This is a genomic window from Variovorax sp. YR566 (assembly GCF_051992195.1).
Lineage (GTDB): Bacteria > Pseudomonadota > Gammaproteobacteria > Burkholderiales > Burkholderiaceae_C > Variovorax.
The window spans coordinates 5,665,270-5,687,318 of the sequence record NZ_CP197092.1; the positions used below are offsets into that span (position 1 = coordinate 5,665,270).

At 67.9% G+C, this 22,049-nt stretch carries 20 protein-coding genes; 7 read left to right on the forward strand and 13 right to left on the reverse strand.

The features are described from left to right. Positions 1 to 35: 35 nt before the first annotated feature. A complete protein-coding gene (locus tag ACTG4X_RS26450; RefSeq protein ID WP_426389918.1) occupies positions 36 to 887 on the forward strand; it encodes a helix-turn-helix domain-containing protein in 852 nt (283 codons plus the stop codon). 18 nt (positions 888 to 905) lie between these two features. Beyond that, complete coding sequence (locus ACTG4X_RS26455) at positions 906 to 3,233, forward strand: ATP-binding protein (RefSeq protein ID WP_440532312.1); 2,328 nt, start codon at positions 906 to 908, stop codon at positions 3,231 to 3,233. Positions 3,234 to 3,259: 26 nt separating this feature from the next. On the opposite strand, the gene ACTG4X_RS26460 is transcribed toward ACTG4X_RS26455, so the two are convergent. Then, positions 3,260 to 4,333 (reverse strand): L-idonate 5-dehydrogenase, encoded by a 1,074-nt coding sequence (locus tag ACTG4X_RS26460; RefSeq protein WP_093058588.1) that lies wholly within the window; start codon positions 4,331 to 4,333, stop codon positions 3,260 to 3,262. A gap of 19 nt (positions 4,334 to 4,352) precedes the next feature. Beyond that, entirely contained in the window at positions 4,353 to 5,306 is a 954-nt protein-coding gene (locus tag ACTG4X_RS26465; protein ID WP_440532313.1) for a 2-hydroxyacid dehydrogenase, read from the reverse strand. Positions 5,307 to 5,439: 133 nt separating this feature from the next. On the opposite strand from ACTG4X_RS26465, the gene ACTG4X_RS26470 reads away from it, so the two are divergent. From ACTG4X_RS26470 to ACTG4X_RS26485, 4 genes are read left to right on the forward strand one after another with little or no spacing between them, the layout of a single operon-like run. Beyond that, complete coding sequence (locus ACTG4X_RS26470; RefSeq protein ID WP_176928978.1) at positions 5,440 to 6,219, forward strand: SDR family oxidoreductase; 780 nt, start codon at positions 5,440 to 5,442, stop codon at positions 6,217 to 6,219. A 4-nt stretch (positions 6,220 to 6,223) separates the two neighbouring features. Next, positions 6,224 to 6,781, forward strand: coding sequence for a gluconokinase (locus ACTG4X_RS26475; protein WP_440532314.1), 558 nt, complete (start codon positions 6,224 to 6,226; stop codon positions 6,779 to 6,781). Next, positions 6,778 to 7,677 (forward strand): NAD(P)-dependent oxidoreductase, encoded by a 900-nt coding sequence (locus tag ACTG4X_RS26480; protein WP_440532315.1) that lies wholly within the window; start codon positions 6,778 to 6,780, stop codon positions 7,675 to 7,677. Before ACTG4X_RS26475 ends, ACTG4X_RS26480 begins: the two co-directional genes overlap by 4 nt. Before the next feature lie 47 nt (positions 7,678 to 7,724). Beyond that, on the forward strand, positions 7,725 to 8,063 hold the full coding sequence (locus tag ACTG4X_RS26485; RefSeq protein ID WP_093058583.1) for a hypothetical protein: 339 nt from the start codon (positions 7,725 to 7,727) through the stop codon (positions 8,061 to 8,063). On the opposite strand, the gene ACTG4X_RS26490 is transcribed toward ACTG4X_RS26485, so the two are convergent. After that, positions 8,029 to 9,978, reverse strand: coding sequence for a glycoside hydrolase family 15 protein (locus ACTG4X_RS26490; RefSeq protein WP_440532316.1), 1,950 nt, complete (start codon positions 9,976 to 9,978; stop codon positions 8,029 to 8,031). The genes ACTG4X_RS26485 and ACTG4X_RS26490 overlap by 35 nt on opposite strands. A 265-nt stretch (positions 9,979 to 10,243) precedes the next feature. On the opposite strand from ACTG4X_RS26490, the gene ACTG4X_RS26495 reads away from it, so the two are divergent. Beyond that, positions 10,244 to 10,900, forward strand: coding sequence for a hypothetical protein (locus ACTG4X_RS26495; protein ID WP_093058581.1), 657 nt, complete (start codon positions 10,244 to 10,246; stop codon positions 10,898 to 10,900). Positions 10,901 to 10,930: 30 nt separating this feature from the next. Here ACTG4X_RS26495 and ACTG4X_RS26500 read toward each other — a convergent pair whose 3' ends face one another. The 10 genes from ACTG4X_RS26500 to ACTG4X_RS26545 form a co-directional block, all read right to left on the reverse strand. Next, complete coding sequence (locus ACTG4X_RS26500) at positions 10,931 to 11,665, reverse strand: RNA polymerase sigma factor FliA (protein WP_097198379.1); 735 nt, start codon at positions 11,663 to 11,665, stop codon at positions 10,931 to 10,933. A 34-nt stretch (positions 11,666 to 11,699) separates the two neighbouring features. Further along, positions 11,700 to 12,506 carry a MinD/ParA family ATP-binding protein gene (locus ACTG4X_RS26505; RefSeq protein WP_093178156.1) on the reverse strand — a complete coding sequence of 269 codons (807 nt, stop codon included), beginning with the start codon at positions 12,504 to 12,506 and terminating at the stop codon, positions 11,700 to 11,702. 10 nt (positions 12,507 to 12,516) lie between these two features. Beyond that, a complete protein-coding gene (gene flhF, locus ACTG4X_RS26510; protein WP_440534427.1) occupies positions 12,517 to 14,877 on the reverse strand; it encodes a flagellar biosynthesis protein FlhF in 2,361 nt (786 codons plus the stop codon). 71 nt (positions 14,878 to 14,948) lie between these two features. Next, positions 14,949 to 17,048 carry a flagellar biosynthesis protein FlhA gene (gene flhA / locus ACTG4X_RS26515; protein ID WP_093077268.1) on the reverse strand — a complete coding sequence of 700 codons (2,100 nt, stop codon included), beginning with the start codon at positions 17,046 to 17,048 and terminating at the stop codon, positions 14,949 to 14,951. Then, on the reverse strand, positions 17,045 to 18,187 hold the full coding sequence (gene flhB / locus ACTG4X_RS26520; protein WP_093178159.1) for a flagellar biosynthesis protein FlhB: 1,143 nt from the start codon (positions 18,185 to 18,187) through the stop codon (positions 17,045 to 17,047). Before flhB ends, flhA begins: the two co-directional genes overlap by 4 nt. 143 nt (positions 18,188 to 18,330) lie before the next feature. Further along, positions 18,331 to 18,972 (reverse strand): protein phosphatase CheZ, encoded by a 642-nt coding sequence (gene cheZ, locus ACTG4X_RS26525; protein WP_093058575.1) that lies wholly within the window; start codon positions 18,970 to 18,972, stop codon positions 18,331 to 18,333. 1 nt (position 18,973) lies between these two features. Next, entirely contained in the window at positions 18,974 to 19,369 is a 396-nt protein-coding gene (cheY, locus tag ACTG4X_RS26530) for a chemotaxis response regulator CheY (protein ID WP_172839779.1), read from the reverse strand. A gap of 31 nt (positions 19,370 to 19,400) precedes the next feature. Further along, positions 19,401 to 20,426 (reverse strand): protein-glutamate methylesterase/protein-glutamine glutaminase, encoded by a 1,026-nt coding sequence (locus ACTG4X_RS26535; protein WP_373559405.1) that lies wholly within the window; start codon positions 20,424 to 20,426, stop codon positions 19,401 to 19,403. Between the two features lie 56 nt (positions 20,427 to 20,482). Further along, positions 20,483 to 21,121: a chemoreceptor glutamine deamidase CheD gene (gene cheD / locus ACTG4X_RS26540; protein WP_093178162.1), complete on the reverse strand. Its 639-nt coding sequence runs from the start codon at positions 21,119 to 21,121 to the stop codon at positions 20,483 to 20,485. Next, positions 21,118 to 21,957 carry a CheR family methyltransferase gene (locus ACTG4X_RS26545; RefSeq protein WP_371127567.1) on the reverse strand — a complete coding sequence of 280 codons (840 nt, stop codon included), beginning with the start codon at positions 21,955 to 21,957 and terminating at the stop codon, positions 21,118 to 21,120. Before ACTG4X_RS26545 ends, cheD begins: the two co-directional genes overlap by 4 nt. Positions 21,958 to 22,049 lie beyond the last annotated feature (92 nt).

The window sequence follows — 22,049 nt, forward strand, 5'->3', positions numbered from 1 at the left end:
AGCGTTTCGGCGACGCACTCCTACGCTCGACGTCCATGTCTTACTGGTCGACCACGCCACCCCGGCGCGCGCACATCCTCGTCATCGACGACAACGTCGAAGAACTGCAGTTGCTGCTGGGAGTACTGCGCGAAGCCGGGCACCGCATCAGCCTGGCGTTCAACGCGCTGGAGGGCTACCGCAGGGCCACGGCGCTGCAGCCCGACCTGATACTGCTGGACGTGCGCATGGGCGCCACCGACGGCTTCGCGACCTGCCGGCTGCTGAAGGCCGACCGCGCGACGACACGCATCCCGGTGATCTTCGTGACCTCGTCGAGCTCGGTGCAAGAGCGGCTCACCGGCCTGCGCGAAGGCGCGGTCGACTACATCCTGAAGCCCTTCGAGCCTGCGGAAGTGCTGGCGCGCGTGGCCGTACACCTTGCGCTGTCAAGCAGCCGGCAGCAGGCGCAGGCCTGCATCGCGCAGGCCGAAAGCGCAGTGGAAAACGCGAAACGGGAACGCGGCACCAACACCCCGGGCGCCGACCACACCGACCGCGTGCTCGCGCAGGCCGTCGAGCGCCTGGTGCGCGCCGACCTGGCGAACGTGCCCACCCTGCCCGAATTGGCGGCGCGCGTGGGCACGCACGAAAAGCGGTTGTCGCGCGTGTTCCGCGAACAGACGGGCCGCACGGTCTTCGAGTTCGCACGCGAGGCGCGCCTCGCCGAGGCGCAGCGGCTGCTCGCGGAGTCGGCGCTCAGCGTGGAAGAAGTCGCGCTGGCCGTGGGCTTCTCCAGCGCGGCCAACTTCTCGACCGCGTTCCGCGAGCGCTTCGGCCGCACGCCCACGGCGTTTCGCCAGGCGCCTGCCGCCTCGACCTCTCCGCCATCGGTGCCGTCGGCCTGATGCGGCGTTGAGAAGGCGGTGACCACCCCGGCCCTGCGCGGCATCCGCACGTTGCTGCTGTGCTGCGCCTTCTGGCTGGCGGGGTCGGCCACAGCGCAGGCGGGCATGCTGCGCGTCGACGACGCGACCCGCTGGCCGGTGGCGCTCGACACGCGCGCCGAGGTGTTCGAAGACACCAGCACACGGCTGTCGCTCGACGAAATCGATGCCCTGGAAAGCGGCGTGACCGGCGGCTTCCAGCCCGGCAACGCAGCGCGCACGCGGCCGGGCTTTTCGCGTTCGGCCTTCTGGCTGCGGCTCACGCTGGTGAACGACACCGGCGCGATCCAGCCGCTTCGGCTGGTGCTCGACGCCACGTGGCTGCAGCACGTTGATTTCCATGCGCGCCGCGAGCTGGCGGGCTGGGCCACGTGGACACATGAGCAAACCGGCGTGTCGGTGCGATCACGCACCGGACGGGACCGCGAGCGCGTACCGACGCTGGCCCTCGACCTGCAGCCCGGCGAGCAGGCTCGCGTGCTGGTGCGGGTTCAGACGAACAGCAGCGTCAAGCTCGCGCCGGCGCTGTATTCGGCCGACGCCTGGCGCGAAGCAGAAAGCGGCCATGCACTGCTCGACGGCCTGCTGATCGGCGGGCTGCTGGTGCTCTCCGTGTATTCGCTGGCGCTGTGGTTCATCTCGCGCGACCTGGCAACGGCGCTGCAGAGCCTGGGCTTCGCGCTCGTGGCGCTCTACGAGGGCGCCTACCGCGGCCATGCACGGCTGGCGCTGTGGCCCGACAGCCTCGAATGGAGCTACCGCGCGGCCGGCGTCACCGCGGGCTGCTGCGTGCTCTCGCTGATGTTCTACCTGTACGCGGTGTCGCGGCGCAGCCCGGTGCGCGCGCCCGGACTGTCGCTCTTCGCGGTGCTCGCGGCAGGGCAATGCGTCGTGGTGCTGGGCACGCTGCTGGGGCCGTACGCGCCTTTCGCGCTGGCCGGCACGCTGAGCGCGCCGGTGGTGGTTCTCGCATTGACCGTCGGCACCTTCATCTACATGCGGCGCGCGGGGCCGGGCGGGCGGCTGGCCTTTCCGGTGATGAGCATCGTCACCGTCGGGGTGTGCCTGCGGCTCACCGAACTCGCGATGCCGGCGCACACGATCCCCGGCTTCGACGCCTATGCGCTGGGCTTCCCGGGCATGCTGGTCGGCCTGGTGGCGCTGGCGGCGTGGGCGCACCACCTGTCGCGGCAGCAGCGCGTCGCGCAGCGCACGCTGGTGCACTGGCAGGCCGAGGAACAGCAACGGCTGCAGGAAGAAGTGAAGCGCAAGACGCACGCGCTGAACGCCGCGCTTGAGCAGGCCGAGCACCAGGCGCGCGAGCAGACGCAGCTGCTGGCCTACATCAGCCACGACCTGCGCGCACCGCTGTCGACCATCATCGGCAACGCGCGCCTGCTGCATGGCGACAGCTCGCCGCCGCCCGAGCGGCTACAGGCCATCGAGCGCAGCGTGGCCTACCAGCTCGCGCTGATCGACGATCTGCTCGACTACGCGAAGAGCGAGCTGCTGCCCTTCGCCTTCGAGCCCCGGCCGGTGCACCTGCGCGCGCTGATCGACGACATCGCGCAGTACGCAGACACGCTCGCGCAGCGGCAGCACAACCGGTTCGAGCTGGAAGTGCTGGGCGCACTGCCGGTCGCGGTGTACATCGACAGCAAGCGCTTCCAGCAACTGCTGCTGAACTTGCTGTCGAACGCCGCGAAGTTCACGCGCGACGGCAAGATCGGCCTGCGCGTGCAGGCGCGGCCGCGCGCGGACTCGTGGCGGCTCAGGTTCGACGTGTGGGACAGCGGCATCGGCATCGACAAGGAAGACCAGGCGCGCATCGTCCAGGCCATCGCGCAGGGCGCGCCCAGCGCCAACGGCCACGGACTGGGGCTGGCGATCGCGCGGCGCATCGTGCAGCACATGGGCGGGCGCCTGCTGCTGGAGAGCCACCGCAACCTGGGAACGCGTGTGCACTTCTCGGTGATCGTGAAGGACGCGCCGAAAGAATTGCTGCCCCTGGCCACCAAGTCACAGCAGCCGCAGCAGCCGCGCCATGCACCGCCCGTGCCCGTACCGGGCCACAGGGTGAGACGTCCACCGGTGCCCGCGATCGCGCCGCTTCCCGCATCGGTGCGCGACGAACTCGAAACGCTCGCGCGCGACGGCCGTTGGAGCGACCTGCACGAATGGGCCGACCGGCTCGCGGCCGACGCGCGCCACTCGGCGCTGGTCGACGCGGTGCGGCATGCGCTGGACATGCTGGACTTCGAACACATCCGCCTGCTGGCGCGCGCTACGCCTAACGCGAGCCAATGACGCTGCGGGCGTCTGCGGAAAACCCGTCAGGCCGCGACGGCCTCCGCGCCCACGTCCGCGAAGTCGATCAGCACCTTCATCGCCTTCTGACGGTCGCTCGCCAGCTCGAAGGCCTGCCGCGCCTGCAGCATCGGGAAGGTGTGCGTCACCACGGGCGACAGGTCCACGCGCCCTTCGTTGATGAGCCGCACCGCAAGCGCGAACTCCGCGTGGAAGCGGAACGAGCCGCAGATGCTGAGCTCTTTCGCCACCACCATGTTCTGCGGAATGCTCACGTCCCCGCCCAGGCCCAGTTGCACGACCACGCCGCGCGGGCGCATCACCTCCAGCCCGTCGCGCAGTGCGCGCTCGTTGCCGGAGCATTCGAGCATCACGTCGAAGGTGCCCTTGTCGGCCGAATAGCGCGACACCCAGGTCTTGTCCTGCGCGACGTTGATGACGTTGTCGGCGCCCATGGCACGCGCGATGGCCAGCGGCTCGTCGACCACATCGGTGGCGGTGATCTCGGCTGCGCCATGCGCGCGCGCCGCCGCAATGGCCAGCACGCCGATGGGTCCGCAGCCCGACACCAGCACACGCTTGCCCAGCAGCGGACCGGCGCGCGACACGCCGTGCAGCCCCACCGAGAACGGCTCGGCCAGCGCGGCCAGGCGCAGCGGCACGTGCTCGGCCACCTTCACGCACTGCGTGGCCTCGCACAGCAGCATGTTGCGGAACGCGCCCTGCACGTGCGGCGTGCGCATGGCACTGCCGTAGAAGCGCATGTCGAGGCACTGGTTGGGCAGGCCTTCGAGGCAGAACTTGCAGGCGCCGCAGGGGCGGCTCGGGTTGATGGCCACCTTGTCGCCGATGCGCACGCTCTCGACGCCAGGCGCCACCGCCACCACGGTGCCGGCCACTTCATGGCCCAGCACCATCGGCTCCTTGATGCGCACGGTACCGAAGCCGCCGTTGTGAAAGTAATGCAGGTCGGAGCCGCAGATGCCGCCCATGCCGACCTTCACCAGCACCTGGCCGGGGCCGATCTCGCCGGCGTCCTGTTCGTCCAGACGCAGGTCGTCGGGGGCGTGGATCACGAGGCACATACAACGCAAACGCATGATTCTTTCCTTCGGCCAGTCAGGGCACGGGAGTAATGAGAGGCTGGCCCGCGAAGTGGGCCTCGAGGTTGCGGCGCACCAGCTCGCCCATGGCGCGGCGCGTCTGTTCGGTGCCGCTGCCATGGTGCGGATGCAGCACCACGTTGTCGAGCGCGGCAAAGCGCGGGTCGATGCGCGGCTCGTTGAGGAACACGTCCAGCGCCGCGCCGGCAATGCCGCGCGCCTCCAGCGCCTGCAGCAGCGCGCATTCGTCGACGGTGGTGCCGCGCGACACGTTCACGAGCCAGCCCTTGGGGCCCAGCGCCTGCAGCACCTCGGCATTGACGATGCCGCGCGTGGCCTCTCCGCCGGGCAGGATGACGATGAGCACGTCGCACCAGTCGGCCATCGCGCTCAGGCTGGCGAAGTGGCGGTGCGGGCTGTCGGCCTTCGGCGTGCGGCTGAAGTAACCCAGCTCCACGTCGAAGCCCGAGAGCCGCCGCGCGATGGTGCTGCCGATGCGGCCGAAGCCCGCGATGCCGATGCGCTGGCCGAAGACTCGGGTGGTCAGCGGCATGCCGCCACCGGCCCACGCGCCGCTGCGCACGAAAGCATCGCCCGCCGGAATGCGCCGCTGCACCGCCAGCGTGAGCCCCACGGCGAGGTCGGCCACGTCGCCGTTGAGCACGTCGGGTGTGTTGGTCACGCGGATGCCGCGCGCGCGGCAGGCGGCAAGGTCGATGCCGTCGGTGCCCACGCCGTAGCAGGCGATCAGCTCCAGCGCAGGCAGCGCGGCGATCAGTTCGGCGTTGGCACCCAGCTCGCCGCGCGTTGCGACCGCGCGAATGTTCGGCGCGTGCTCGGCAATGAAGGCCTGCCGGTCCGGCGCTTCCCAGAGGCGATGCAGCGTGTAGGCCGCCCGCATCGGCGCCATGTCCCATTCCGGGTAGGTGCCTGGCATCAGCACGTGCGGGGATGTAGCGGTAGCGGTCAAGCGGGTGTCTCCTCGGATAGCGGTTGCGACTCAATAAGATACCGGTAACTTTAATTGATGAAAGAAAATAATGCCAGCGGAGGTTTTACCAGTTGACGATCTCAAAAGATACCGGTAACTTATGCCGTCAGCCATGTACTCGGAGCCTCCTTTGAAACTCTTCGATCTTTCCGGGCGCACCGCCCTCGTCACCGGCTCCAGCAAGGGCATCGGCTTTGCGCTGGCGGCTGCGCTCGGCAACGCCGGCGCGCGCGTGGTGCTCAATGCACGCGATGCCGCATCGCTCAACGCCGCCCGCGACGCCCTGCGCGCCAAGGGCATCGCGGCCGAGGCCATTGCCTTCGACGTGACCGACGCCGCCGCGGTGGAAGCCGGCGTGGCCGCCATCGAAGCCGACATCGGCGCCATCGACATCCTCGTGAACAACGCCGGCATGCAGCACCGCGGTGCGTTCGCCGAATTCCCTATCGACGCGTGGCACAAGATCACCACCACCAACATCGACAGCGTGTTCCTGGTCGGCCGCTTCGTCGCGCAGCGCATGATCGAACGCAAGCGCGGCAAGATCATCAACGTGTGCTCGGTGCAAAGCGAGCTGGGCCGACCGGGCATCGCACCCTACGCCGCCACCAAGGGCGCGGTGAAGATGCTCACCAAGGGCATGGCGATCGACCTGGGCAAGTACGGCATCCAGGTCAACGGCCTCGGGCCGGGCTACTTCAAGACCGAACTCACTCAGGCGCTGGTGGCCGACGAAGCCTTCACGGCGTGGCTCTCGGGCCGCACGCCCGCCGGCCGCTGGGGCGACGTGGAAGAGCTCGGCGGCGCGGCCATCTTCCTGGCCTCGGATGCGTCGAGCTTCGTCAACGGCCACATCCTGTATGTGGATGGCGGCATCACCTCGAGCCTGTAGCACCGTGCAGCATCCAGAGCAGCCGCAGCGCCTGAGCGTGGTGGTAATGGGCGTGTCGGGCACCGGCAAGAGCAGTGTGGCCGCCGGGTTGGCGCAGACGCTGGGCGTGCCGTGGGTCGATGCCGATGACCTGCACGTGCCCGAGGCCGTGGCGCGCATGCGCGCCGGCCTGCCGCTCTCCGACGAAGACCGCTGGCCCTGGCTCGACCGCGTGGGCGCCAGCCTTGCCGACCGCACGGCCGCGCCGCGTGGCGTGGTGGTGGCCTGCTCCGCCCTGCGTCGCGCCTACCGCGACCGGCTGCGCGCCGCGTCGCCCGAGCTGCAGTTCGTGTTTCTCGACGGGTCGCCCGCGCTGGTGCGGCAGCGAATGGAACAACGCACCGGGCACTACATGCCGCCGGCGCTGCTCGACAGCCAGCTGAAGACGCTGGAGAGGCCCGACGCGAGCGAACCCGACGTGCTGCACGCCGACATCGCCGTGCCCGTGCAGCAGATCGTGGCCGACATCGGCGCACAGCTCGTTCAACGCTCGAAGGATGCTTCCATGAAAGTCTCTGCATGACAGCAGCATCCAGCCAGCGCGTGGCCGTGATCGGCGTGGGCATCATGGGCTCGGCCATCGCGCGCCGGCTGCTCGAATGCGGCCACCGGGTGAACGTGTTCGACCTCGATGCGGCCAAGGTGGCCGCGCTGGCAGCACAAGGCGCACAGGCGGCCGACACCGCGCAAGCGGCAGCGGCAGCCAGCGACTTCGTCATCACCAGCCTCAACTCTGCGGCGGTGGTGGAGCGCGCGATCTTCGGCGAGGCCGGCATCGTCGCCGCCGCACCTGCCGATGCGAAGCGGCTGCTGATCGACATGTCGTCCATCGACCCACCTTCCACGCGCCGGCTCGCACAGTCGCTGCGCGAGCGCACGGGCATGGGCTTCGTCGATGCGCCGCTTTCCGGCGGCGCGCCCAAGGCCCTGCTCGGGCAACTCACGGTGATGGCAGGCGGCAGCGCCGACGACGTGCAGCGCGCACGCGCCGTGATGGACAGCCTGTGCGCCAACTACACCCACATGGGCGACAGCGGCGCGGGCCAGACCACCAAGCTCGTCAACCAGCTGCTCTGCGCCATCGGCTTTCAGGCCGTGGCCGAGGCGGTGCGGCTGGCCGAAGCCGGTGGCGTCGATGCATCGAAGCTGCCCGCCGCACTGGCCGGCGGCCGCGCCGACAGCCAGATCCTGCGCGAGTTCGGCCCCAAGATGGCCGCGCGCGACTACACGCCTACCGGCCGCATCGACAACATGCTCAAGGACCTCGAAGCGGTGCAGGCCTTCTCGCAAGGCCAGCGCCTGCCGATGCCGCTGGCGGGCGCCGTCTCGGAGCTGCACCGAGCCTTCGTCGCGGCCGGGCTCGGCGCCGAAGACACGGCGGCCATGATGCGGCAGTTCGACGGCTACGGGCGCGGCTGAAGCGCCTCCCGCCACACACGGCTTTCACCCAGGAAAGAAGAGACACCATGTTCATCCGCTGCGCGTTTTTCAGGGGCCGGGTCAAGGCCGGCATGGAAGAAGCCTTCGACCGCCACGTGCACGAAAAACTCGTGCCGCTGTGGACCCGCTTCCCCGGTGCGCTCGAAGTGCGCGTGCTGCGCCAGATCGAAAGCGATGTGAGCGACCCCGAACTGGCGATGGTGCTGTCGATCCGCTATGCGAGTCGCGAGGACATCGCCCGCGCACTCGACTCACCCGTTCGCCATGAAAGCCGCGAGGTCTCGAAGAAGCTGTTCGAGATGTTCGACGGCACGGTCTTCCACACGGTGTTCAGCGCCGAGGAGTTCGCGCTGCCGGCCGCCTGAGCGGCGTCTTTCTTGCCGTCCTCTTCGGTGCCGCTCTCTTCGGCGCCGTCTTCTTCGATGCCGCCTTGCCATCGAGGTCCGCCAGCTCCCACACGCCACCGGCCGCCGACACCAGCGCATGCGCGCTGTTGATCAGCCCGATGTGCGAAAACGCCTGCGGAAAATTGCCGAGCTGCCGCTGTGCCACCGGGTCGTACTCCTCGGCGAACAGGCCCAGGTCGTTGCCCAGCGCCAGCAGGCGCTTGAACAGGGCTCGCGCCTTGCGCAGCTTGCCCATGGCCACGTACACGTTCGACAGCCAGAAGCTGCACGCGAGAAACGCGCCCTCCCCGCCTTCGAGGCCGTCCACGCCTTTCTCTGTGCGATAGCGGTACACCAGCCCGTTGAAGATCAGCTCCTTCTCGATGCGCGCGATGGTGCCCTGCACGCGCGCATCATGGATCGGCAGAAAGCCGATCAGCGGCATCCACAGCAGCGCCGCATCCACCGTGTCTGCGCCGTAGTACTGCACGAATGAATTGCTCGCGGCGTCGTAGCCGCGGGCGCAGACCTCGGCGTGGATCTCGTCGCGCACCTCCCGCCAGCGCTCGACAGGGCCTTCGAGCCCATACTCCGTCGCGCTCGCGATCACCCGGTCGAAGGCCAGCCAGCACATGATCTTGGAATGCACGAAGTGGCGCGGCTCGCCGCGCACTTCCCACAGGCTGCAGTCGGGTTCCTTCCACAGCACCATCAGGTGCTTCGCAATGGCGCGCTCCAGCGGCCACACCTTGTCCATGTCCGCCAGCCCGGCCTTGCGCGCCGCATGAAAGGCCGCGATGACCGAGCCGTACACATCGAGCTGGCGCTGCCCGTGCGCGCCATTGCCGATGCGCACCGGGCGGCTGTCTTCGTAGCCCGGCAGCCAGCCGAGCTCGAGTTCGGTGAGCGAGCGTTCGCCGTGCAGGCCGTACATCACCTGCAGCTCTTCGGGCGAGCCGCCCACCGCTCGCATCAGCCACCAGCGCCAGGCGCTGGCTTCCTCGACATAGCCCGAACCGATCAGCGCGTAGAGCGTGAGCGCCGCGTCGCGCAGCCAGCAGAAGCGGTAGTCCCAGTTGCGTTCGCCGCCCGGCAGTTCGGGCAGCGAGGTGCTCGGCGCGGCGACGATGCCGCCAGTGGGCTCGTAGGTGAGCGCCTTGAGCGTGAGCAGCGAGCGCATCACCGGCTCGCGAAACTCGCCGTGGTAGCCGCAGCGGCCGGTCCACGCGCTCCATTCGGCGACGGTGCGCGCCAGCAGCGCGCTGGCGTCGCGCGTCACCGGCGGCTTCAGGTGCGAGGGAAACCAGTCGAGGCTGAACGCGATGGCCTGCCCCGCGGACACGGTGAAGTCGGCAAAGCTCGCGAAGTTCTCGTTGGTCAGCGGCACGCCGGAGCTGATGCGCACCGAGTCCGGTCCGGCCGTGGCAAACACCGCGCCGTCGCGCCGCTCCATCCACGGGCACCACCCGCCGTAGTTGAAGCGGATGCGGAACTCGGTATGCATGGCGACCGTGCCGCGCACGCCCTGCACGATGCGCACCACCTCATGCGTGCCGTCGAGCGCGGGTCGGGGCATGAAGTCGGTGACGATGGCCGTCCCCTTGGCCGTGCGGATCGTGGTTTCGAGCACCACGGTGCCGGGCAGGTAGCGCCGCGTGACACGCGCCTTGCGGTCTTTGGCGCGCATCGTCCAATGGCCGTTGCGCTCGTCGCCGAGCAGGCTGGCGAACATCGCGGCCGAATCGAAGCGCGGCAGGCACAGCCACTCGATATCGCCACCGCAATGCACCAGGGCCGCGCTGTGGGTCGAGCCGATGAGCGCGTAGTCGCCAATGGGGCGGTTCGGGCGGTCGGCGTAAAGCCGTGCGGAGGGTTGCTTTGAGGTCTTAGGCAAGAGCCCGAGCTTTGCCGCGCACTCAGATGCGGCACGCCAGCGGCGGGCGCGGATTGCTGACGGACAACGCCTAATGGCGCATGACAAATAAGGCACCCATCTACTTGTTCCTGGGGATGGCCTTCGCACCGTCGCGCTCCTACCATCAGCCGCGCACGAAATGACAAGAGGCTCGTGAAGATGAAACGGCACAGGTCGCCGCTTGGGCCCCATGGTGCAGCGCTCTACTTTGCCCCTCCCATTCCAACGCAAATAGACATCACACGTGAACGGACACAACCAACTCTTCCGAGCCGATCCCGTTGCGTACGCGCAGCTTCGCGCGATCAACGGCGTTTCGTGGTTCATGCAGAACGCGCAGGCGCAGCAGAATCCAGCTTTCGCCATGCAGGTCCTGGTACTCAACACGGCCAAGATGGGCTCGTTCGATCTGCAGGGCACCGCGCAAGCCCTCCAGGTCACCTTGAGGCCGGTGGGAAATGTCCTCCATCAGGATCAGCCGATCTCGGCGTATTGGTGTCCTTTCATCCAGGGCAACGTGATGCCCGGATTCGTCGACGTACCTCGACACAACCCGCAGCACAGGTTCGTCTTCACCGCCGCCATGAATGGCTGCGCCCTGATGGTGACGAACTCGCCGCTCGGTGCGCATCTGATCAGGGTGTATCACCACCAGCACCCCGGGCAAGCCAACATCAATCAGATGATCCAGACGCAAGGGCAGGAAGTGATCTCGTACATCGGCTTCGACGACTACGGCCACGCCAATCAGCATATTCCGCTGCCGAACGCCTTCAACTTCCTGTACTACAGGAACGGCGCCTGGAAGTACGTTCTGCAACCGCAACTGTTCGATCCACTCACGAACAATGTGACGCTCAACGGCCTCATCCCCTCGCAGGTGCTCGATGCGACTTTCTGATTCAGGCGGCGGCCCTGGCCCCGGAGTCCGCTACAGCACATCCTTCAGCTTCGCCCGCAGCCTGCTGATCGCCTGGCTGTGCAGCTGGCACACCCGCGACTGGCTCACCTCCAGGATCGCGCCGATCTCGCGCAGGTTCAGCTCTTCCTCGTAGTAGAGGTTCAGCAGCAGCTGGTCGCGCTCCGGCAGCGCACCGATGGCGTCTACCAGCTGATGCCGGAAGCCGCTCTCCAGCAGCTGCTCCAGCGGATCGTCACTGCCGCGCCGGTCCTTGCGCGCGTCCTGGGAATGGCTGTCGAGGAACGGGCTGTCCGGGTCGTCCTTGGAGAAGTCTTCGACATACACCAGCTGGCAGCCCTGGATCTCCTGCAGCAGCGACTGATACGCCCCCAGGTCCATCTTCAGCTCCTTGGCGATCTCCCCTTCGGTGGGAGAGCGCCCGAGCTTGTGGCCCAGCGCCTGGATCGCCTTCTCGACGCCGCGCGCCGACTGGCGCAGGCCGCGCGAGCCCCAGTCGCTGGCGCGCAGTTCGTCGAGCATGGCGCCGCGGATGCGCTGGCTGACGAAGGTCTCGAACTGCGCGCCGCGGTTGTCCTGGTAGCGGCTGGAGGCGTCCAGCAGGCCCAGCATGCCGGCCTGGATCAGGTCGTCCAGCTCCACGCTGGCCGGCAGCTTGGCCATCATCTGCAACGCGATGCGGCGCACCAGCGGCTGGTGCTGCGCCAGCAGATGTGATTTTTCGATGGTTCCCTGTGCGGTGTACACGGCCGTCCTTCTTGGGTTGTCCGGGTCGGCGGGCTCAGGCCACGGCCTGCAGCGGCTCGGCCGCGCGCCAAGGCCAGCGGTCGACCTCGCCGGCAATGCGCCGGAAGTCGACAGCGGCATGGCTCGCGGGAAAGGCCTCGACGATGGTCTTCTTCAGGCGCCACGCGTCGGCAACGAGCGGGTCGAAGCGCACCCAGCCCGCGGGCTGCAGCAGCAGCGCGAGATAGCGGCTGGCAGCATGCGCGAGGTTGCTCATGATCTGGCGCGCAGCCACGACGTCGGCCGCGCCGTTGACCAGGAAGCGCATCTGCTTGAGGCCGTGCGCGTGGTGCAGCCGCTTGATGCCTGCATAGGCCGCGGTGATCGACGCGGGGTGCGGCTGCAGCACCAGCAGCAGGTCGTCCGCGCCCTGCGCGAGCGCCGACAACCGGCCCTCGGCGTCGAAAGCCGCATCGACGATGACGACGCCGTCGTGCCAGAACTTGCGCGGGTCGATTTCGCCATCCGCACCATTCACCGCGCCGTGCGGCGCGGGTAGCACGTGCACGCCGCAGGCTGCCTTGACCTCTGCACCATCCAGCGTCAGGCGCTGGCTTGCTACATCGGCCAGGTTCCCCAGCGGATCGATGTCCCACACCTCACAGGCGGAGCCCACAGTCGGGCAGTGCTCGTCCAGCAGCAGCACGTTGCGACCCTGCAGGGTCAGTGCCACACCGAGATTCATCGCGGCCGTGGTACTCCCCGCGCCCTGCCCCAGGCCTGCGACGGCCACCACGCGCGCATGCGTCGGTGCGAGCATGCGCCGCAGTCCGTCGGCCTGATCCGCAACCAGCTTGTTCATTCCTGATTCCTCAACCCAACTTCTCCAGCGCACGCGGCGCCTGCGTGGGAGCGGTCGACTCGGTGCCCAGCGCCTCCAGCAGCAGAAAGAGCTTGCCCACGCCCGCATACAGAGCACTGCCGCTCATGGCCCGCCCGTTGCGCGCCGGGCGCCCCGTGAGCTGGCCCAGCAGCGCGCGCGTGCGGTCGGCCCATTCGCCTTCGGCGTGCAACAGGCGCCACACGGTGGTGGTCATCTGGCCGGCGATCAGCAGCCGCTTCATGATGTCGGGGTCGCCCAGCTCGCCGATGCCGCCGACCATCTGCACACCGTCGCGCAGCAGGCGGAAGCAGGGCTCGGCGTCGCTGGCCCAGCCCTGCCATTGCGCGAGCTGCTGCGTGGAAACGTCCGCGCCGATATTGGTCAATGCATGGCCCTGCGCCAGCACGTTGCCGGTGCGCGCATCGACCACCCGCGTGGCGACGCAGCGCAGCGCGGGCATCGCATCGCGCCCGATGCCCGCCGCCATGGCGGCTGCGTTGAAGCGCAGCACCACGTCGGCATGCGCCTCGCTGCGCAACGCCGCCTTGCCGCGAAAGCGCACGGGCCGCCCCTCGCCGAATTCGAAGTCCATGCGCGCGAGCGTGTCGGGTGCGCCGGTGCGCACGTCGATCACCGCAGTGGAGCCCGGCGCGCGCGCCAGCCAGCGCTGTCCCGCGGCCTGCCACTGCACCATGGCCTCGATGCCGGGCAGCCTCGTCAACAGATACACCAGCGGCTTGTGGCCGAAGTCCTGCTGGCGCAGCCACGGCACCTGGCGTGCGCCGGGCTTGCGCGCAGCGTCCTTCATGCCGCGCGTGGCGGCGGTCGAGAGCCACTGGTTCGGCGCCGCCAACGGCAGGCCTGTGCGGTCCGACAGCAGCAGGCTGCCGTGGCATTCATAAGCGTCGCCGCCTTCGTTCGAGCGCAGCCCGACCTGCCCGCACAGTGCGAGCACATGGGTCTCGCAGCCGGCGGCCACTTCGCTGCGCGCATGCACCATCAGGTCGTGCAGCACGGTCTTCTGGCCGGTGCCTTCGTCGCCGGCCTGGCGCCACAGTGCGCGCGAACGCTCGAAGCCGATCTGCGCGCCGGCCAATGCGCTGGCGGTAGTGGCGAGCTCTTGCGCGTCGTGCGCCATGGCGCGAATCAGGTTCTGGTACTTCAGCCGCAGGCGATCGGTCTCGCCCTGCGCCTGCACCACCTGCGCCGAGGGGCCCGCGCCCGCCGGCTCCTCGTGCAGATCGCTTTCCGCGGGCACGAACAGCGGGCTGTGCTGGCGCGGCTGGAACACGCTGTCCACCAGCTGCGCGCGGTCGGCCTGCATCAGGTTCTCGGGCACCTTCTGGCCGCTGGAGATGTAGTGCACCGGCAGGCGGTGGCGGATCACGGTGTCGATCAGTGCGCCCGGATGCGTGGCCTCGTCGACCTTGGTGAAGATGCAGCCGGTGAGCTCGTTGCCGTGGCGGTAGGCATGCACCACCTCGTTGAGCGTGTCGCCGTGGCTGGTGGCGTTGAGCAGCAGCAGCCGCTTCACGGGCCGCTGGCTCTGGCCGAGCATCGCGATCTGCTCGGACACGGCGCGATCGCGCTGGCTCATGCCGACGGTGTCGATCAGCACCATGTGCTTGTCGCGCAGGTCCTGCAGCACCAGGTGCAGGTCGGCCGCATCCTTCACGGCGTACACCGGCACATTGAGGATCTGGCCGTAGATGCGCAGCTGCTCGTAGGCGCCGATACGGTAGCTGTCGGTGGTCACCAGCGCGAGCTTGTCGGCACCGAAGCGCATCACGCAGCGCGCAGCCAGCTTGGCGGTGGTGGTGGTCTTGCCGACGCCGGTCGGGCCCATCAGGGCGTAGACGCCGCCCTGCGCGAACAGCGCGTCTTCGTCTTCATGCACAGGCACGGCGCGGATCAGCTCCGAGCGCACGTAGGCCATGCCTTCGGCGTATGTCTGGCCGGTGGGCATCTTCTCCAGCATGGCCTTCGACAGGCCCGCGCTGAAGCCGGCGCCAAGCAGCGTGCGCAGCAGGCGGCCGCGCACCGGGTCGCGGCGCTGCTTGTCGTTCCACACGACGCTGGCGAGCTGCTCTTCGATCATGCCGCGCATGGAATGCAGTTCGGTGAGCACGGTGTCAGCGGGTGCGGGTGCAGGAGCGGGCACAGGGGCCGCCACAGGCACGGGGACCGATGCCACGGGCGCCGCGATCACCACGGGCTTCGCAGGCACAGACGCGGTGTCTTTCAACACCCCCTGCACTTCGCCCTCGACCATTGCGACGATCTCGACGCCCTCGGCCATTGCGCGATGCGTCAGCACGATGGCGTCGGCGCCCAGCGCCTCCCTCACCATCCTCAGGGCTTCGCGGCTGGTGGCCGCGACGAATTTGCGCGCGGTGGTGCGCACGTCGGTCTGCTTGGAATTCAACCTCGTCCTCCGATGGCGGTGGTGATCTTGATGGTGCGGGAGTCAGGAATCTCCGCATGCGAAAGCACTTTCAGCTGCGGCAGGCTGCGCCGCAGGAATCTGGACAGCAGCACGCGCAGCGCGTGCTGCACCACGAGCACCGGCGCCAGGCCCATCTGCTCCTGGCGCAGAATCGCTGCCTGCGCCTGCCTGAGCAGGTTGTCGGCAATGCCCGGCTCGATGCCGCTGCTGTTGGTCAAGGCCTGCTGCAGCACGCCGTCGAGCGAGCCGTCGAGGCCGATCACCTGCATCTCGGTGTCGCCCGGGAACAGCTGCTGCGTGATGGCGCGGCCCAGCGCCAGGCGCGTGAGCGTGGTGAGTTCGGTCGGGTCCTTGATGGTCGGCGCATGCTCGGCCATCACGTCGAGGATGGTGCGCATGTCGCGGATGGGCACCTCTTCGTCGAGCAGGTTCTGCAGCACCTTGTGCAGCGTGCTGAGCGACAGCACCTTCGGCACCAGGTCTTCCGTGAGCTTGGGCGCGGTCTTGGCGATCTGGTCGAGCAGCTGCTGCACTTCCTGTCGGCCCAGCAGTTCTGCGGCATGCGTCTGGATCAGGTGGTTCAGGTGCGTGGCCATCACCGTGCAGGCATCGACCACCGTGTAGCCCTGCACCTGCGCCTGTTGCCGCAGGCTGGCGTCGATCCACACCGCCGCGAGGCCGAAGGCCGGGTCGCGCGTGGGCGTGCCGGGCAGCGTGCCCGTCACCTGCCCCGGGTTGATGGCCATCCACTGGTTGGGGAAGGCCTCGCCGCGCCCGATCTCCACGTCCTTCAGGCTGATGACGTAGGTGTTGGGCTTGATCTCCAGGTTGTCGCGAATGTGCACCACCGGCACCAGGAAGCCAACCTCCTGCGCAATCTTCTTGCGGATGCTCTTGATGCGGCCCAGCAGCTCGCCTTGCTGCGACTGGTCCACCAGCGGAATGAGCCGGTAGCCGACCTGCATGCCCAGCGGGTCGACCATTGCAACGTCGTCCCACGTCGCTTCTTCCATCTCGGCCGAGGGCGCAGGGTTCGCGGCCTGCGCGGCGGCGGCTGCCTTCTGCGCGGCCTCCTGCGGTTTGCGCATCACAAGCCGTCGACCCAGCCACACCAGGCCGCCCGCGATCAGCAGGAAGGCCAGGTTCGGCATTCCCGGGATCATGCCCAGCAGGCCGACGATGCCGGCCGTGAGAAACAGCACCTGCGGGTTGGAAAAGAGCTGGCCCGTGAGCTGGCTGCCCACGTCCTCGTCGGTGGTCACACGCGACACGATCACGCCGGCAGCGGTGGAGATGACGAGCGCCGGAATCTGCGCGACCAGGCCGTCGCCGATGGCCAGCAGCGTGTAGGTCTTGCCGGCAGTGGAAAAGTCGAGCCCGTGCTGCAGCATGCCGACCACCAGCCCGCCGATGATGTTGATCACCATGATGAGCAGGCCCGCGATCGCATCGCCGCGCACGAACTTGCTGGCACCGTCCATCGAGCCGTAGAAGTCGGCCTCCTGCGCAACCTCGGTGCGGCGCTTGCGGGCCACGTCTTCGCCGATCAGGCCGGCGTTGAGGTCGGCGTCGATGGCCATCTGCTTGCCCGGCATCGCGTCGAGCATGAAGCGCGCGCCCACCTCGGCGATGCGCCCCGCGCCCTTGGTGATCACCATGAAGTTGATGAGCACGAGGATGATGAAGACCATCACACCCACCGCGAAGTTGCCGCCCACGAGGAAGTGCCCGAAGGCCTCGATCACCTTGCCCGCCGCGTCGGGCCCGGTATGGCCGTGCATCAGCACCACGCGCGTGGACGCCACGTTCAGCGACAGGCGCAGCAGCGTCGAGAACAGCAGCACGGCCGGGAAGGCCGCGAAGTCCAGCGCCTTCATCGTGTACATGCTCACCAGCAGCACCATCACCGACATGGCGATATTGAAGGTGAACAGCAGGTCGAGCAGGAAGGGCGGCAGCGGCAGCACCATCATGCTCAGGATGAGGATGATGAGAATCGGCCCGGCCAGTCCCTTGAACTGCGAGCCGGAGAACAGACGCGTCGGCAGACGCATCAGGTTTGTCATCGCGTTCATGCGGCTTCCACTGTGTATTGAAGGTCTGCGGGCACCGGCAGGTCGGTCGGCGTGCGCGGGGCGTCGCCGCCCTCGGTCTTCCAGCGCCTGAGCTGGTACACCCAGGCCAGCACCTCGGCCACCGCGGTGTACAGGCCAGCCGGAATCTCATCGCCCAGCTTCGTGTGCTTGTAGAGAGCGCGCGCGAGCGGCGGCGCTTCGAGAATCGCGACCTTGTGCTCCAGCGCCATCTCGCGAATGCGCGCGGCCACCAGCTCGGTGCCCTTGGCCACCACGCGCGGTGCGCGCATGCCGCTGTCGGTGTACTTCAGCGCCACCGCAAAGTGCGTGGGGTTGGTCAGCACGATGTCTGCCTTGGGCACCTCGGCCATCATCCGGCGGCGCGCCATCTGCTGTTGCTGGCGGCGGATCGCGGCCTTGATGTGCGGATCGCCTTCGCTTTCCTTGTGCTCCTGGCGCAGGTCTTCGCGCGACATGCGCAGCTTGCGGTAGTAGCTCCAGAGCTGGAAGGGCACGTCGATCAGCGCCACGAGAAACAGCGTGGCCGCGATCAGCGCGCAATGCTTGGCCACCAGCACCATTGCGTGCGGCAGCGCGTAGTGCGCGGGCTGCGCCATCAGGTCCATCAGCGCGCCGATGTCGCGCGATACCACCCACCACGCCACGCCGCCGATCAGCGCCGACTTGGCCAGCGCCTTGAAAAGCTCGGCCAGCGACTGCGCGGAAAACATGCGGCCGATGCCGGCCAGCGGATTGAGCTTGCTGAAGTTCGGTCCCACCGATTTGGTGGAGAACAGCCAGCCGCCGAGCATCAGCGGCGCGACCACGGCAGCGACGATCATCATCGCGAACAGCGGGCCGATGGCCGTGAGCGTGTGCATCGCCATCAACCCGGTCTGGGCCAGCATGTGCGAGGGATCGAAAGCGCTGGCGCGGTCGAACTGCAGGCCGCGGTGCAGCGCACCGCTCATGCTCGTGCCCAGCGACTCCCCTGCGAACCACAGCCCCGCGCATGCGGTGCCCAGCATGACGAAGGTGGTGAGCTCGCGCGAACGGGCTACGTTGCCTTCCTCGCGCGCCTTCTCCAGGCGTCGCTCGGAGGCGGGTTCCGTTTTTTCGAGATCGCTTTCCTCAGCCATTCATGCTCCGAACCAGCAGTGGCGAAGTACGCCTTGCTCATGACCAAATTATTGAATTCGGTCGTCCGGAACAATCTGCCGATAAGGGCCCTTATCGCCCTGCTATTCGGACAATAGGCAGGGCCTGGAAGCCCGGCCCGGGCTCAGAAGCCGAGGCTCTCCAGCAGGTCGTCGACCTGTGCCTGATCGGTCACCGCATCGGGGTTGCCGGGCTTGACCTGCGGGCCGTTCTGCAGGCTGTGCGCGGCCTCCTGGCGCTTCTCGGGCGCGGAGTTGTCGATCAGCACTTGCAGCAGCTGCGTCTCCACGTCGTTGACCACTTCCATCATCTTCTTGATGACCTGGCCGGTCAGATCCTGGAAGTCTTGCGCCATCAGGATTTCCATCAGCTGCGAGTTGATCGCGCCGGCACGCTCCGGCACCTCGTTGAGGTAGCTGCGCGTGTCGAGCACGAGTTCGCGCGCGTGGTCGAGCTCGATGGGGTTTTCGAACCACAGGTCCCAGCGCTTGCTGAGGCCCTTGGCATCGCTGGCCAGAGCTTCCTGCAGCGGCTGTGCCACGTCGATGGCGTTCAGCGCGCGGTGCGCGGCACGCTCGGTGGTGGCGGCTACGTAGCTCAGGCGGTCGCGCGCATCCGGAATGGCTTGCGCGGCCTTGGCCACCTGCTTGTCGAGGCCCAGCTCGCGCAGGCCTTCGCGCAGCTGGCGCGTGAGCTGGCCGATGCGGCCCAGCAGTTCTTCGGCGGTGTTGGTGGGGTCCGCGGCCCCGGCAGCGTTCTGGCTCATGTCAGGCCGCTTCCTTCGCAAGCTTTTCGAAGATCTTGGTGATCTTCTCTTCGAGCGTGGCGGCGGTGAATGGCTTCACCACGTAGCCGTTGGCGCCAGCTTGCGCGGCCGCCACGATGTTCTCTTTCTTCGCCTCGGCCGTGACCATCAGCACCGGCAGCTTCTTCAGCTCGGGGTCGGCGCGAATGGTCTGCAGCATGGTCAGGCCGTCCATGTTCGGCATGTTCCAGTCGGACACCACGAAACCGAAATTGCCGCCGCGCAGCTTCTCGATACCGGCCGCGCCGTCTTCCGCCTCGTCGACGTTGAGGAACTCCAGTTCCTTCAGCAGGTTGCGCACGATGCGGCGCATGGTCGGGAAGTCGTCCACAACCAGGATTTTGATGCTCTTGTCGATCACGATATTTCCAACTCCAACAGGTCGTTTTTCAAACTCGGTTCGCACGTTCGCCGAACGTGCGAAGGTGCGCCATCACCCGGCGGCTCACTTCGCTCAATGGGGACACGTCGTCCACCGCGCCCAGTGCGATGGCTTCGCGCGGCATGCCGAAGACAACGCAGCTGGCCTCGTCCTGCGCCAGCGTGTGCGCACCCGCGCGCTTCATGCGCAGCAGGCCTTCGGCGCCGTCCCTGCCCATGCCGGTCAGGATGATTCCGATGGCGTTCTTGCCCGCGTGCCTGGCCGCTGAATCGAACAGCACGTCGATCGACGGCCGGTGGCGGTTCACCGGTGGCTCCTGGTCGAGGTGGGCCACGTAGTTGGCGCCGCTGCGCGCGAGCGACAGGTGAAAGCCGCCGGGCGCGATGTAGGCATAGCCGGGCAGCACGCGCTCGCCGTGCTCGGCCTCTTTCACGTTGATGCGGCACAGGCCGTCGAGCCGCTGCGCGAACGAGCGGGTGAAGCCGGCCGGCATGTGCTGCGCGATCATCACCGCGGGCGAATCGGGCGGCAGCGGCTGCAGCACTTCGCGGATGGCCTCGGTGCCGCCGGTGGAGGCGCCGATGATGATGAGCTTTTCGGTGCTCAGCAACGGGCTGCGCAGCAGCGATTCGTGCGGCGCGTCGCCGCCAGGGCGCGGGGCCGCGGCATGCCGGCCGGGCAGCAGCCGCGCGCTCGCGGCCGTGCGGATCTTGCCGGCGATCAGTTCTGTGTAGTTGAGCAGGCCGTCGCGCACGCCCAGGCGCGGCTTGGTCACGAAGTCGATGGCGCCCAGCTCGAGCGCGCGCAGCGCGATCTCCGAGCCGCGCTCGGTCAGCGACGACACCATGACCACGGGCATGGGCCGCAGCCGCATGAGCTTTTCGAGAAACTCCAGCCCGTCCATGCGCGGCATCTCGACATCGAGCGTGAGCACGTCGGGGTTCGTGACCTTGATGAGGTCGCGCGCCACCAGCGGATCGGCCGCCGTGCCCACCACGGTCATGTCGCTCTGGCTGTTGATGATCTCCGTCATCACGCTGCGGATCAGTGCCGAGTCGTCGACGCACAGCACCTTGATTTTTTTATTGCTCACGGGTTTCCCTTGGTTGAGGCAGCCGGCGCCGCGCGAAGGCCGGACAGCCTGCGCAGCAACTCGCCCTCTTCGTTCTGCACCTGCGCCACTTCTGTCTGCGCACGCAGCTTGCGCACGATGGCCTTGCCGGTCGCCGGCACGAAGCACACGCGGCGCGCATGCGGCCCGCGCAGGTCTTGCGCGGCGACTTCGATGCGTTCGTTGCGCAGGTAGCGCAGCACGAAGTCGGCGTTGCGGTCGCCGATGTTGAGCGTGGTCATGTTGGCCAGTACCGCGCCGCCGCCGAACACCTTGGCGCGCAGCCGGTCGCGGCGCGCCCCCGCGCGCACCAGTTCGCGGATCAGGGTGTCCATGGCGTAGGCGCCGTAGCGCATCGACTCGGATGCATCGCGCGTGCCGGTGCCGGCTGCTTCGCCGTCGTCGGGCAGCATGAAGTGGTTCATGCCGGCCACGCCGGCTTCCCTGTCGTGCAGGCAGGCGGCCACGCACGAGCCGAGCACGGTGCTCAGCACGGTGTTGCTCGAAGTCACGTAGTACTCGGAGGGCAACAGCTTCACGGCCATGAGGCCGACGTCGCGGTCGAAGTAGTGGTGGCTGGCCACCGAGTCCGGTGCGGCAGGGTTCGAAGCCATCATGGAACGCCCGTGGCACGCGCGCGCGCCAGCTCGTACACGGTCTGGCCCAACGGCCGGAAGGCCTGGTTGACGAGCGACGCGTTCTCCGAATGCCCCGCGAACAGCAGGCCGTTCGGCTTGAGAAGCGGCGCGAAGCGGTCGAGCACCTTCTTCTGCGTGGGCTTGTCGAAATAGATCATCACGTTGCGGCAGAAGATCGCGTCCACCGGCTCCTTCACCGCCCACGCGCTGTCGAGCAGGTTGAGCCGCGAGAACTTCACCAGCGCCGCCACCTCGGGACGCACGCGCGCCTTGCCCGCATTCGCGCCGGTGCCCTTGTTGAAGAAGCGCCGCAGCCGCTCGGGTGCAAGCCTGCGCACCTGCTCGGCGGTGAACACGCCGGTAGCCGCCTTGGCCAGCACCGAGGTGTCGATGTCGGTGGCGATCACACGCGACGAGCCCGCCTTGTCACCCAGCGCCTCCATCAGTGTGATGGCAATCGAATAGGGTTCCTCGCCCGTCGAGGCCGCCGCGCACCACACGGTGACGGGCTGCTTCGCCTTGCGCACGTGCTCGGCCAGCGTCGGGAAGTGATGGGCCTCACGGAAGAACGAGGTCAGGTTGGTGGTGAGCGAGTTGATGAACAACTGCCACTCCTCGCCATCCTGCCGCCCTTCGAGCCAGTCGAGGTAGGTGGCGAAGTCGGGTACCTGGAGCTCTCTCAGCCGGCGCGAGAGCCGGCTGTACACCATCTGCCGCTTCTGCTCGCCCAGGGCGATGCCGGCGCGGCGGTGTATGAGGGTGCGGATCCGGGAAAAGTCGCTGTCGGTAAAAAGGAACTCGGTAGTCACGGCCATCCTGGAAGCTTGGCTTTCAATGTACATAGCGCCCGCCGTTTCCAATGGCCCGATCAAACGAACAAATGCCCTGCACTTCCGGCCTCGCGCGC